Here is a 13301-nt window from a genome sequence, read left to right as displayed (position 1 = left end):
ATGCCGGAAGCGGTGGCGTACTCGTGCTGTGCGAGCGCGGCGCCGTCTCTTCGGCACAATCACTTAAGTCTATCTCTACAGGAAAAACGCATCATGTCAGTCACAAGTACATACACATTTCTTCAAGGCTTTTTCAACGGTTTGTTCACCGTGCACAATACGGCGCAGGCGGCGGATCAGCCGTTTTCCCGCACCTTCCCGAACAGTTCGACGATGGTGCTGCACCGTCCGAACGGCGAGATGCTGGTCGATCTCGGTACGCTGATCAACACCAATGAAAACGTCGGCCTGGTGTCCAAGCGGCTGATGTCCGCCGGCGGCGCCATGACCAGCGAGCTGCGGGTGCAAGGCGTGCAGTGGGCCAGCGTGCCCTATTTCATGCAGTCGCCGGCGGCGCACATGCCGATGGACATGCTGACCAAGGTCAATTTCGATTTCCACATTGAAACTCCGTTCGGCTGCACCGACGTCGACGGCACCATCTCGGTGTTCCTGTTCCTGTTCATCGATGCGCAAAAGCATCTGCAGGTGAGGGTCGACGGCACCTGGTTGCACGTCGACGGCGGCGGCTTCTGCCATGCGCCGGCATTCAATGCGCTGAAGGCGGCCATGCCGGGGGTGCGCCAGCAGGTGGCGGATCTGCTACCGGGATTGATGGCGGTCACCAAGAATTTGAAGTTCAACAATCTCTACTACATGCCGGGCAACGGCTTCAAGGCGGCCGGCATCGCTGCGCAAAATGCCAGCGTCGACACCGCCATCGGTTTAATCTCGGCTTAAAAGGAAAATGAAAATGGATAAGGATCAAAAATTGGTCGATGATATCGCCACCCTGTTGCGCGCCGCCGGCTATGTCGGCCTGTCGGTCCGCAAGGACGACGGCGACACCCAGCTCAACGCCACGCGCGAGCATGGCGGCGTGATGCTGCGCCTGGCGGCGCAGGTGGCGAAGGCGCCGAACCGCAGCGAGCACGGCGGACCGGAGCAGCACACCGCGCGTTTCGATGTGCATCTGGTGCCGACGATGGAGGGCTTGGACGTGCAGTTGCGCGCCCAGCCCGAGCTGGCCAAGGCGATGCAGATCCCCGAGGCGCATTTGAAGCACATGATGTAACAGGCGCCAAGCGGCGTTGAGCGGCATTGCGCCGGCATCATCGTGCCGGCGCAATGTCTGGATGGCCGCCGCCTCAGTGCTGGTTCGCCGTGCCGCTGCGTTTGGCGCGGGCCGGCGCCTTGCCGGCGGCCTTGCCGGTGGCGCCGGGCGGCGGGCGGCTGGCGCCGGCCAGCAGTTGCTGCGCCAGCGCCTCGATGTCCGCCGCCACAGGCGTGCCCAGCGCACCGAGCGCGATGCGCTGGTAGCGCCGGTAAGCGGCCAGGCCCTCCTCGTAGTGGCCGCTGTCCAGGTGCAGGTGCATCAAGCTGCTGCTCAAGGCTTTGCAGTACGGGTCGGCCTCCAGCGCGCGTTCCAGCAGCTGGGCGGCCGCTGCGGGTCGTCCGGCCTGGGCCAGCGCCCGGCCGGCCAGGCCCAAGGCGCGCGCCACCCTGGCGCGCCAATATTCCCGCCGCGTCAGCAACCAGCTGGCGCTATCCCCCGCCAGCAGTTCGCCCCGGTACAGCGCCATGACCCGGCCGGCCGCCGCCGTCACGGCGTCGAGCCAGTCGTTCTGCTCGGCCGCCGTGGATGGCCCCGGCGCCGCGCCGGCGGCAGGGATGGCCAGGCCGGCTCGCCCGGCCAGCACCGTCCCTTCCAGCAGACAGGCGGCGCTAGTCGCTGTGCGCTCCTCATTTTCAGCTGGCGCCGTTGTCACCACGGCCGCCGTCGTCGTCGGCGCGGCTGCCGTCGTCGACACAATGCCCGTGCCCGTGCCCGTGCCAACGCCAACGCCCACTGTTCCACCCTTTTGTCGCCGCCGCTGCCAGCCCGGCGCAGCTTGGCGGTGGCCGTCGTTGCCCAGCATTTGCAGCCGTGTCAGCGCCTGCTCCAGCGTGGCGGTGTCGCACCAGCAGTGCTGCGGCGCCAGCGACAGCAGGCCCTGTTCCAGCACCACGCCGGCCGCGCCGACGGTGGCGCGCAGGCGCGACAGCGTGGTCTCCAGCGCCTTGCGGGCACCGTCGCCGTCGGCGTCGGGCCACAGCAGCTCGGCGGCGCGCTCCAGCGCCACGCTGGCCGGCGCGTGCGCCGCCAGCAGCTTGAGCAGGTCGAGCTGGCGGTGTTTGGACTTGCCCTGCGAGCGCAGCGGCGTGTCGGCCAGGCACAGCTCGAAGCCGCCGAAGCAGCGCAGCCGCAGCGGCCACGGCCAGTTGTCGCCGGCGTCGGCCGGCGGCGCCAGGCGGTAGGTGCGGATCAGCGCGGCGGCCTGTTCGACGGCGATGCCGGCGGCCAGCGCGTGCACGCACAGCGGTTGCAGAATATGCGGCGTGGCGAAGGTCAGATAGCCGCTGCCCTCGGCCAGCACGGCGGCGAAGGCGCGGCCCAGGCAGTCGTGCGCGCGGCGCAGCCGGGCCGGCGGCAGCGTCTGGCGCAAGGCCGCCGGCGCCAGCGCCCCGCCGGCCGCGCCGGACAGGTTCAGCCAGGCCTCCAGCAGGTCGGCGTGCAGCCGCGCCAGCGGCGAATCGCAGGCCTCGGCCAAGGTGCGCAGCGCGGCCGTCTCGACGGCGCAACGGGGGCGGTCGAATAGCGACCAGGCCAGGCAGGCGGCGATTTGCGCGCAGGCCTCGTAGGGCACGCTGCCTAAGCTGGCCGCCGCCGCGCGGGCCAGCAGCGCGTGTTCCAGCGCGTCGCGGCCGGCGCCGCTCCAGCTGGCCAACCAGGATTGGCTCAGTTGCAGGTGGGCGACCAGGTTGTAGTGCGCCGGTGGGATTTGCGCCGCCACCTCGGCCAGCGCCGCGCGCGCCTTGCCAAGCTCGCCGCGCAGCAGGCGGGCGTTGGCGTCGATCAGCGCGTAGTGGCAGTCCATGATGCGGATGCCGCTGTCCTCCGAACACAGACGCGCCGCCGCATAGCTGGCGTCGAAGCGGGCCGGGTCGGCGCCGGCCAGGTCGGCGTACAGCGTCGGCAGGAACGACAGGTAGCGCGCGCAGGGTGGCGCGGTGGCCGCCTCCGGCAGCGCCGCCATCAGCGCGCGCAGGGCACGCAGCGCGGCGTAGCGGCCGCTGTGGAAGTAGTGCTGCGCCAGCATCGAGGCCAGCCGCGCCTTCACCGTGGCCTCGGCCGGCCGGCGCAGCGCTTCGAGCGCGCGGCCCTCCCACAGCGCCATGTCGCGGTGGCCCGGGTCGGTTGTGAACAGGGCGCTCCACACGCTGTGGGTCAGGTGCGCCTGCAGGGCCGGGTTGGCCAGGCTGTGGTAGTCGGTCTCGGGATCGATGTGCTGGCGCAGGAAGGCGCGCAGGGGCTGCTCGGCGGCGCCGTCGAAGAAGTAGGAGCTGATGATGGCGCTGACCGCCAAAAAACGGTAGCGCGGCTGTTGTTGCGCGCCGAAGGCCGGCAGCGCCATCATCAGCTCGGCGCGGGCGCGCGCCGTGTCGCTCATGAACACGGCCAGGCCCAGCCAGTAGTGGTGCCAGGCGCTGCGCAGTTGCTCGGGCAGGGCGTCGATCCAGCGCGTCAGCGTGGCGTGGCGGGCGCTGGCGAACATCGCTTCGGCGCAGGCCTCGATCATGCCGGCGGCGCGTTCGGGCATGGCGTGCTGCAGCGCCAGCGTGATCGCCAGCTCGGCGTTGTCGCTGTCGCGCAGCAGGTCGACGCAGGCGGCCACCATGCGGCGGCGCCAGGCTTCGGCCTGGTGCAGCGCCGACCATTTGCGCAGGAAGCCCTGGAACAGCGGGTGCAGCGCGTACTGGCCGCCGGGGTAGGCGTAGATCAGCGCGCCCTGGGCGGCCAGGCGGGCGACGAAGTCGGCGGCGTGCGCCGAGCCGGACAGCGCGACCGCCCAGGCGCCGCTGAAGTGCGGCAGCCAGCACACCGCCAACAGGGTGTCCTGCTGCTCGGCGTCGAAGGCGCCGAACACCTCCTCGGCCAGGTAGCCCAGCATGGCTTCGCTGAGCACGTCGTCGGCGACCGGCACGGCGTCGGGGCGCTGTTGCAGCCAGGTCGCCATCAGCGCCACGCCGGCCGCCCAGCCACGGGTGAACTGGTAGACCGGCGCGGCCAGTTCGGCGGCGCGGACCACGCCCAGCGCCTGCAGCAGCAGCGCCGTTTCATCGGGGGTGAAGGCCAACGCGGCGGGGTCGAGCTGGCGCATGTCGCCGTGCGCCAGCAGACGCGCGCAGGCGGCCGGCGCCGGCATGCGGCTGAGCACCAGCACGCGCAGGGTGGGCGGCAGTTCGGCCGCCAGCACGTCGAGCAGTTGTTTGAAGAAGGGCGTGTCCTGGCAGCGGTGGGCGTCGTCGAACACGATGTAGCGCGGCGCGGCGGCCGGGCCCGGGCCCGGGCTTGCGGCCATGGCGGCGCCGGCATCGGCCGCCGCCGCCTCGCCCAGCGAGCGCACCAGCAGGCGCAGATAGCCCTGCGGCGCCGGCAGGTGTTCGCGCAGCAGTTGCGGCGCGCGCCAGCCGGGCAGCAGCGCGCCGTGGACCACGGCTTGTTCGAAGTACAGCAGGAAGCTGGCCGGATCGCTGTCGCCCTCGTCCAGCCGCAGCCAGGCCACCGGGGCGTCCGCCGCCTGGCAGAACTCCAGGCCCAGGCTGGTCTTGCCGGCGCCGGCCGGCGCGGCGATCCAGGTCAGCGTGGCCGGCGCCGCCAGCATGGCCTGCACCGCGCGGTGGCGGCCGATCAAACGGGCCGCCGGGCGCGAGGTTTTGGCGAGTGAGCGCATGATAGCGACCCCAGAAGTCATATGCATGACGAACCGCTATCTTAGGCTCAATTACCAAAACAACAAATGTTTAGTTTGGGAAATCCTCAGCCGGGTTTCTTGACCACCGCGTAGCGTTCCAAGGTGCGCTTGCGCGCCTCGTCGTGCATGACGATCGGTTCCGGATAGTCGCGTCCCAGCACCAGGTTCTTTTGTTCGAGCAGCATGCGCGGCACCAGCCAGGGCGCGTGGATTTCCTTGTCGCCCAAGGCCGCCAGCTGCGGCAGGTAGCGGCGGATGAAGCGGCCGGCGCTGTCGAATTTTTCCGATTGGGTGATCGGGTTGAAGATGCGGAAGTAGGGCTGGGCGTCGCAGCCGGACGAGGCGGCCCACTGCCAGCCGCCGTTGTTGGAGGCCAGGTCGAAGTCGTTCAGGTGCAGGGCGAAATAGGCCTCGCCCCGGCGCCAATCGATGCCCAGGTCCTTGATCAGGAAGCAGGCGGTGACCATGCGCAGGCGGTTGTGCATATAGCCGGTCTGGTTCAACTGGGCCATCGCGGCGTCGACCAGCGGATAGCCGGTGCGGCCCTCGCACCAGGCGGCGAAGGCGGCGTCCGCCTCCGGCCCTTGCTCCCACGCGATGGCGTCGTAGGCCGGCTTGAAGGCGTGGCCGACCACTTGCGGGTGATGGAACAGGATCATGGCGTAGAACTCGCGCCAGACCAGCTCGTTGAGCCAGACCTGGGCGCCGTCGCCGCCGCCGCCGCGCGCCATCAGGTCGAGCACCGTGCGCACCAAATGGCGGATCGACAGGGTGCCGAAGCGCAGGTGCAGCGACAGGTAGGACGGCCCCTTGACGGCGGGGAAGTCGCGCGCCACGCCGTAGTTGGCGATGCGCGGCAGGAATTGCTCGAACAGGCCGGCGGCGCCGGACATGCCGGTCGGGATCGCCAACTGGCCCAGGTTGCTCGCTTCAAAGCCGAGCTCGGCCAGCGCGGGCAGGGCGCTGCGGCCGGGCGCCAACGCCGCCTTCAGCGGCTCGATGTTGTAGGGGATCAGCACCGTCGGCTCGGCCTGCAGCTTTTTCAGCCAGGCGTTCTTGTACGGCGTGTAGACGGAGAACACGCCGCCGGTTTGCGACAGCACCTCGTCGCGCTCGAACACCACCTGGTCCTTGTAGCTGAACCATTGCCGGCCGGCGGCGCGCAGCGCGGCGGCGACGGCGGCGTCGCGTTCGATCGCCTGCGGTTCGTAGTCGTGGTTGGCGAAGACGGCGTCGACCGCCAGCTCGGCGGCCAGTCGCGGAATTGCCTCGGCGGCGTCGGCGTGGCGCACGATCAGGTGGCCGCCCAGTTGCTCCAGCTCGGCGGCCAGCTCGGCCAGGCTGGCGTGGATGAAGTCGAGCCGGCGGTCGGCGCGCGGCAGCTCGGCCAGGATCGCGCTGTCGTAGACGAAGACGCAATACACGGTTTTACTTTGTCGCAGGGCGTGGTGGAGGGCGGCGTGGTCGAAGGCGCGCAGGTCGCGGCGGAACCACACCAGCGAGGTCTGCGGGGCTGGGGGAGCGGTGTTCATCTTGTGTTGGAGGTCAAGGTCGGGGTGGATTTTCCCGCCTACCATCGGGCTGGACGGCCGTTCGACAGGCGTGATCGGTGGTGGCGGCGGCAATTCAGTGTAAACTATCGAAATTACCACAGCGGTTCTCCGGGCGCATCGTACAGTAGACAGCGAGCAAACGGGCGGACTTGCCGTGCCAGAACAGCAGCCCTGCAGAGAGAGCAACGTGTATGAAGAAAAGCAAAATCGACCAGACTCTGGCTGTGCCCGGCCTTCCGCCGGAGCCGATTGATCCGCTGGCGCCGCTGCACGTGCAGAAGCCGCCGGCGCTGAATTTGGCCAATCACTTCCTGATTGCAATGCCATCGATGCAAGATCCGGTCTTCGGCGGCACCGTCGTCTACGTCTGCGAGCACAACGACAACGGCGTGCTCGGCGTGGTCATCAACAAGCCGACCGACATGACCATGCAAGTGCTGTTCGAACGCATCGACCTGCCCTTGCAGGCCGGCCTGGACAGCGCCGTCGTCGACGAGCCGATCATGTTCGGCGGCCCGGTGCAGGACGATCGCGGCTTCGTGTTGCACACGCCCGGCGCGCATTACTCCTCGTCGCTGACGGTGACCGACCAGGTCGCCTTCACCACCTCGATCGACGTGCTCGAGGCGGTCGCCGCCGGCACCGGCCCGACCCGTCTGCTGGTGTCGATCGGCTACGCCGGCTGGAGCCCGGGCCAGCTGGAGGACGAGATCAGCCGCAACGGCTGGCTCACCGTCGCCGCCGACCCGCGCGTGGTGTTCGACCTGCCGATCGAGGAGCGCTACACGGCCGCCATCAAGCTGCTCGGCTTCGACCCGCTGATGCTGACCACCGAGGTCGGCCATGCTTGATGAGTTTGTGATCCCGCTTGCTACCCCGCTTGCAAGCCCGCTGGCCGCCCCGGCGGGGTGCGCACGGTGAGTCTGGAAACGGTATTCGGTTTCGATTTCGGCGTCAAACGCATCGGCGTGGCGATCGGCAACACGATGATCTGCCAGGCCCAGCCGCTCAAGGTGATCGCCGCCATCGACAACGCGGCCCGCTTCACCGCCATCGCCACGCTGATCGCCGAGTGGACGCCGGCCCGGCTGATCGTCGGCCTGCCGACCCATCCGGACGGCGCCGAGCACGAGATGACGGCGCGCTGCCGCCGCTTCGCCAACCAGCTCAACGGCCGCTTCAACCTGCCGGTCGAGCTGGTCGACGAGCGCTACTCGTCGGCGGTGATCTCGGCCAAGCGCGGCGAGGTGATCGACGACCGCGCCGCCGCCATCATCCTGCAACAATATTTCGACACGCTGGGCTGAGGCGCGCGCCGCCCGCGCCGCCGTCGCCACCCGACACAACCGATACCACTCGATAGACCACCCGAATTGACCACCCCTTGAGAGCGCCACCACCCATGTCCAACTCAACCCCCACCACCCCGCTCGACGCCGAGGCCTTGTACGCGACGCTGCTGGCCCAGCTCAAGACCGGCCTGGCCGGCGCCAGCGACGTCGCCATCGTCGGCATCCACTCGGGCGGCGCCTGGCTGGCCGAGCGGCTCGCCGCCGACCTCGGCCTGAGCGCCCGCCTCGGCGTCATCGACGTCTCCTTCTACCGCGACGACTTCGCCGAGAAGGGCCTGCACGCCGACATCAAGCCGACCCAGATCGGCTTCGACGTCAACGCCGCCACCCTGGTGCTGGTCGACGACGTGCTCTACACCGGCCGCACCACCCGCGCCGCCATCAACGAGCTGTTCGACTACGGCCGCCCGGCGCGCATCATGCTGGCCGCCCTGGTCGACCGTGGCGGCCGCCAACTGCCGGTCGCCGCCGACTTCGTCGCCGCCACCGTCAGCGTGGCCGAGGGCCAGGCGCTGGTGCTGCGGCGCGGCACCGACGGAAAATTCACGCTAACCATAGACGACGACCATGCTTAATCCGCAACTGAATAAACACGGCGAACTCCAGCATTTGCTGACGATCGAGGGCCTGCCCAAGTCCATCGTCAACCACATCCTGGACACCGCCTCCTCCTTCGTCGGCATCTCCGACCGCGACGTCAAGAAGGTGCCGCTGATGCGCGGCAAGAGCGTCTTCAACCTGTTCTTCGAGAACTCGACGCGCACCCGCACCACCTTCGAGATCGCCTCCAAGCGCCTGTCGGCCGACGTCATCAACCTGAACATCCAGGCCTCCTCGGCCAGCAAGGGCGAGTCGCTGCTCGACACCATCGACAACCTGTCGGCCATGCACGCCGACATGTTCGTGGTGCGCCACGCCCAGTCCGGCGCGCCCTACCTGATCGCCAAGCATCTGATCGACACCAAGCAGGCGCACGTCCACGTGGTCAACGCCGGCGACGGCCGCCACGCCCACCCGACCCAGGGTCTGCTGGACATGTACACCATCCGCCACTACAAGAAGGACTTCACCAACCTGACGGTGGCGATCGTCGGCGACATCCTGCACAGCCGGGTGGCGCGTTCCGACATCCACGCCCTGACCACGCTGGGCGTGCCGGAAGTGCGGGCGATCGGCCCGCACACCCTGCTGCCGGGCGGCCTGGAGCAGATGGGCGTGCGCACCTTCACCAATATGGACGAGGGCCTGAAGGGCGTCGACGTGATCATCATGCTGCGCCTGCAGAACGAACGCATGAGCGGCGCCCTGCTGCCGTCGGCGCAGGAATACTTCAAGAGCTACGGCCTGACGCCGGAACGGCTGGCGCTGGCCAAGCCGGACGCCATCGTCATGCACCCGGGGCCGATGAACCGCGGCGTCGAGATCGACTCGGCGGTGGCGGACGGCCCGCAGGCAGTGATCCTGCCGCAGGTCACCTTCGGCATCGCGGTGCGGATGGCGGTAATGAGCATTTTGGCAGGAAACCAAGGATGAAACTACATATCAAGAACGGCCAGCTGATCGATCCGGCCAACGGCATCGACGCCCCCCACGACCTGTTCATCGCCGACGGCAGGATCGTCGCCGTCGGCGCCGCGCCGGCCGGCTTCGTCGCCGAACGCAGCATCGACGCCAGCGGCCTGGTGGTCGCGCCCGGCTTCGTCGACCTGTCGGCGCGCCTGCGCGAACCCGGTTACGAATACAAGGCCACCCTCGAATCCGAGCTGCAGGCGGCCATGCAGGGCGGCGTCACCAGCCTGGTCTGCCCGCCCGACACCGACCCGGTGCTCGACGAGCCCGGCCTGGTGGAGATGCTCAAGCACCGCGCCAAGACGCTGAACCTGGCCAACGTCCACCCGTTGGGCGCGCTGACCGTCGGCCTGAAGGGCCAGGCGCTGACCGAGATGGCCGAGCTGACCGAGGCCGGCTGCATCGGCTTCGCCCAGGCCGAGGAGCCGATCGAGGACACCACCGTGCTGCTGCGCGCCATGCAGTACGCCAAGACCTTCGAGTACACCGTCTGGCTGCGGCCGCAGGACGCCCACATCGGCCGTGGCGGCATCGCCCACGCCGGCCCGCTGGCCTCGCGCCTGGGCCTGTCCGGCGTGCCGGTGATGTCCGAGACCATCGCGCTGCACACCATCTTCGAACTGATGCGCGCCAGCGGCGCCCGGGTCCACCTGTGCCGCATCTCCTCGGCCGCCGGCATCGAGCTGGTGCGCGCCGCCAAGAAGGAGGGCTTGCCGCTCAGCTGCGACGTCGGCGCCCACCACATCCACCTGACCGACGCCGACATCGGCTTCTTCGACTCGAACGCCCGCGTCACGCCGCCGTTCCGCAGCCAGCGCGACCGCGACGCGATCCGCGCCGGCCTGCTCGACGGCACCGTCGACGCGCTCTGCTCGGACCACACCCCGGTCGACGACGACGAGAAGCTGCTGCCCTTCGGCGAAGCCTCGCCCGGCGCCACCGGCCTGGAACTGCTGCTGTCGCTGGCGCTGAAGTGGGCCGACGACTACGTCGCCGGCCAGCCCGGCGGCGGCATGCGGCCGCTGGCCCGCGCCGTCGGCAAGATCAGCGCCGAGCCGGCCCGTGTCGCCGGCCTGGGCAGCGGCACGCTGTCGGTCGGCGCGGTGGCCGACGTTTGCCTGTTCGATCCGGCCGCGCGCTGGACCGTGGCGGCCTCCGCCCTGGCCAGCCAGGGCAAGCACACGCCCTTCCTCGGCTACGAGCTGAGCGGCCAAGTGCGCGCCACCATCGTCGCCGGCCACGTCGCCTTCGAACGCGCAGCCGCGCGCTAAGCCCGCCCGGGCTCAACCCCGGGGCCGGAACGGCGCCGCCGCCCCGCATCGCGCCGGGCGGCGGCACCGTTCCGGCCCCGCTGCTTTTTGGTTTGGTGTGATTTGAAAATTAAGCTGATATTCCGCCTGCTGCGGGTGATATGCCACGTCTTCGCCGGCATGGCCACCTGCGCCGTCGTCTTCCCCTGGATCGGCGCGGAGCAGCGCAACGGCCACATCCGCCGCTGGTCGCGCCGCTTGATGGCGATATGTAACGTGACGGTCGAGCAGACGGCCAACGGCCAGGCCATCCTGCCGCACGCGATGATGGTGGCCAACCATGTCTCCTGGCTGGACATCTTCGTCATCAACTCGCTGTATCCCTGCCGCTTCGTCGCCAAGGCCGAGATCCGCGCCTGGCCGCTGCTGGGCTGGCTGGCGCAGCAGGCCGGCACCGTGTTCATCTCGCGCGGCAGCCGGCGCGACCTGCGGCATATCTTCAAGGGCCTGGTGCACAGCCTGCAGGCCGGCGAGCGGGTCGCCTTCTTCCCCGAGGGCACCACGGCGGTGCAGGGCAACCTGCTGCCCTTCCACGCCAACCTGTTCGAGGCCGCCATCGACGCCAAGGTGCTGGTGCAGCCCTTGGCGCTGGCCTATGTCGACCCGGCCGGCCGGCCGCACGGCACCATCGACTTCGTCGGCGAGATGACCTTCGCCGCGAGCCTGGTGGCGATCCTCGGCGGCGCGCCGGTGACGGCGCGGCTCAGTTGCCTGGCCGGCCTTGTCAGCGACGGCGCCCACCGCCGCGAGCTGGCCGAGGCGGCCCACCAGGCCGTCGCCGGCGCGCTCGGCATCACCCCGGCCGCCGGCCACGCACCGCCTTCCATGCCGTTGAGTCAAGAGTAGACCCAGGGGAAAAATCCGGGGTCGGACCCGGCCGGGTCCGACCCCGGCTCTCCGCCCCGGGGTGGTGTTTGCCGCCGCAGCCGCCTCGGCTCGGCGCTAGCGCTTCCCGCCCGGTTGCTGGTAGGACGGGCAGGGCACCTGCAACAGCGCGCGGTCGTGCAGACGCACCGCCGTCAACTGGCCGCCCCAGACGCAGCCGCTGTCGAGGCCGATCAAATTCGGCCGCAGCAGCAGGCCCAGCGCCGACCAGTGGCCGAACGCCACCGTGTCCTGCGCGGTTTGCCGGCCGGGCACCTCGAACCACGGCATCAGGCCCGATCCCGCCGGCGCCGTGCCGCTCTCCTTCATCTTGAAATCCATCACGCCGTCGGCGTCGCAGAAGCGCAGCCGCGTCATCGCGTTGACGATGCAGCGCAGCCGCGCCGCGCCGCTCAGCCCGGCGTTCCAGGCGGCCGGTTGGTTGCCGTACATGCTGCCGAGGAAGCCGGCCAGGTCGGCGCCGCGCAACTGCGCCTCGACCTCGCCGGCCAAGGCCAGCGCCTCCGTCTTGCCCCACTGCGGCAGCACCCCGGCGTGCACCAGCAGATGGCCGTCGACCTCGATGGCCAGCGGCCGGCGGCGCAGCCAGTCGATCAGCTCGGCGCGGTCGGGCGCGCCGAGGATGGCGTCCAGCGTGTCCGACTGGTGCGGCGGGCGGATGCCGTGGGCCACCGCCAGCAGGTGCAGGTCGTGGTTGCCCAGCACGCTGTCGATCCGCCCGCCGCTGGCTTCGGCCAGCGCGCGCACATGACGCAGGGTGGCCAGCGAGTCGGGGCCGCGATTGACCAGGTCGCCGGCGAACAGGATGCGCGGCGCGTCCGCGCCGTTTTGCGCCGCAATGCGCTCGAGCAAGGCCACGGTTTGGCCGTGGCAGCCCTGCAAATCGCCGATTACCCAGCTAGAATTGTTGCGCTGCGTCATGATATTCCATTATGTAAAATATATTCCCGGATCGCTGACACAATAGCGAATTTTTTTCGCGGCAATGGCTCAGTTTCACCTAAAATCATGCTTATTACTAAATTAACCTGCTGGACGGGATACTAAATGATTTTTGTGACAGGTGGTGCTGGTTTCATAGGTTCGAATTTCGTGCTCGACTGGCTGGCCCAGTTCGACGAGCCGGTCTTGAACTTCGATAAATTGACCTACGCGGGCAATCTGAACAACCTCGCCTCGCTCAAGCAGGATGCGCGCCATCTGTTCGTGCGCGGCGACATCTGCGAGCAGGAAACCGTGCTGGCGCTGCTGCGCGAACACCGGCCGCGCGCCATCGTCCACTTCGCGGCGGAGAGCCACGTCGACCGTTCGATCCTCGGCCCGGGCGAGTTCATCAACACCAACATCAACGGCACCTTCAGCCTGCTCGAAGCGACCCGCGCCTACTGGGGCGAGCTGGCCGAGGCCGAGAAAAACGCCTTCCGCTTCCTGCACGTCTCCACCGACGAGGTGTACGGCACCCTGGGACCGGACGACGCGCCGTTCAGCGAAACCACCGCGTTCGCGCCGAACAGCCCGTACTCGGCGTCGAAGGCGGCCTCGGACCACCTGGTGCGCTCCTACCACCACACCTACGGCCTGCCGACGGTGACCACCAACTGTTCGAACAACTACGGTCCCTACCACTTCCCGGAAAAACTGATTCCGCTGATCATCGCCAACGCCCAGGCCGGCAAACCGCTGCCGATCTACGGCGACGGCCAACAGGTGCGCGACTGGCTGTATGTGAGCGACCACTGCGCGGCGATCCGCCGGGTGCTGGAGTCGGGCCGCCTGGGCGAGACCTACAACGTGGGC

General features: G+C 69.0%; 12 protein-coding genes. 9 read left to right on the top strand and 3 right to left on the bottom strand.

The annotated features are described in order from the left end of the window. A complete protein-coding gene (locus tag H7U20_RS10145) occupies positions 1-780 on the top strand; it encodes a hypothetical protein (RefSeq protein ID WP_233410637.1) in 780 nt (259 codons plus the stop codon). A 13-nt stretch (positions 781-793) separates the two neighbouring features. Then, positions 794-1114, top strand: a complete 321-nt coding sequence (locus H7U20_RS10140) for a hypothetical protein (protein WP_199759036.1) — start codon at positions 794-796, stop codon at positions 1112-1114. Between the two features lie 73 nt (positions 1115-1187). On the opposite strand, the gene H7U20_RS30175 is transcribed toward H7U20_RS10140, so the two are convergent. Next, the gene (locus tag H7U20_RS30175) at positions 1188-4814 is read right to left on the bottom strand and encodes a BTAD domain-containing putative transcriptional regulator (protein ID WP_233410636.1); all 3627 of its coding nucleotides are present in this window, start codon (positions 4812-4814) and stop codon (positions 1188-1190) included. Positions 4815-4900: 86 nt separating this feature from the next. After that, positions 4901-6367 (bottom strand): cryptochrome/photolyase family protein, encoded by a 1467-nt coding sequence (locus H7U20_RS10130; RefSeq protein WP_199759035.1) that lies wholly within the window; start codon positions 6365-6367, stop codon positions 4901-4903. Positions 6368-6579: 212 nt separating this feature from the next. Here H7U20_RS10130 and H7U20_RS10125 point away from each other — a divergent pair, with 212 nt between their 5' ends. From H7U20_RS10125 to H7U20_RS10100, 6 genes are all read left to right on the top strand, one after another. Next, positions 6580-7239, top strand: a complete 660-nt coding sequence (locus H7U20_RS10125) for a YqgE/AlgH family protein (protein ID WP_199759034.1) — start codon at positions 6580-6582, stop codon at positions 7237-7239. A gap of 66 nt (positions 7240-7305) precedes the next feature. Next, positions 7306-7695 (top strand): Holliday junction resolvase RuvX, encoded by a 390-nt coding sequence (ruvX, locus tag H7U20_RS10120; protein WP_199759033.1) that lies wholly within the window; start codon positions 7306-7308, stop codon positions 7693-7695. A 95-nt stretch (positions 7696-7790) separates the two neighbouring features. Continuing rightward, a complete protein-coding gene (pyrR, locus tag H7U20_RS10115; protein ID WP_199759032.1) occupies positions 7791-8315 on the top strand; it encodes a bifunctional pyr operon transcriptional regulator/uracil phosphoribosyltransferase PyrR in 525 nt (174 codons plus the stop codon). Then, positions 8308-9273, top strand: coding sequence for an aspartate carbamoyltransferase catalytic subunit (locus tag H7U20_RS10110; RefSeq protein ID WP_199759031.1), 966 nt, complete (start codon positions 8308-8310; stop codon positions 9271-9273). The genes pyrR and H7U20_RS10110 overlap by 8 nt, the downstream gene beginning before the upstream one ends. After that, entirely contained in the window at positions 9270-10580 is a 1311-nt protein-coding gene (locus H7U20_RS10105; RefSeq protein ID WP_199759030.1) for a dihydroorotase, read from the top strand. Before H7U20_RS10110 ends, H7U20_RS10105 begins: the two co-directional genes overlap by 4 nt. A 102-nt stretch (positions 10581-10682) precedes the next feature. Next, on the top strand, positions 10683-11465 hold the full coding sequence (locus tag H7U20_RS10100; protein WP_233410635.1) for a lysophospholipid acyltransferase family protein: 783 nt from the start codon (positions 10683-10685) through the stop codon (positions 11463-11465). Between the two features lie 96 nt (positions 11466-11561). Here the strand turns inward: H7U20_RS10100 and H7U20_RS10095 are convergent, their stop codons facing one another. Continuing rightward, on the bottom strand, positions 11562-12425 hold the full coding sequence (locus H7U20_RS10095; protein WP_199759029.1) for a symmetrical bis(5'-nucleosyl)-tetraphosphatase: 864 nt from the start codon (positions 12423-12425) through the stop codon (positions 11562-11564). Between the two features lie 126 nt (positions 12426-12551). Here H7U20_RS10095 and rfbB point away from each other — a divergent pair. Continuing rightward, the coding region (gene rfbB, locus H7U20_RS10090; protein ID WP_199759028.1) for a dTDP-glucose 4,6-dehydratase at positions 12552-13301 on the top strand (750 nt) is incomplete at its 3' end.

Source organism: Rugamonas violacea (assembly GCF_016461825.1).
GTDB lineage: Bacteria > Pseudomonadota > Gammaproteobacteria > Burkholderiales > Burkholderiaceae_D > Rugamonas.
This window is presented reverse-complemented; position numbering and strand designations above follow the sequence as displayed.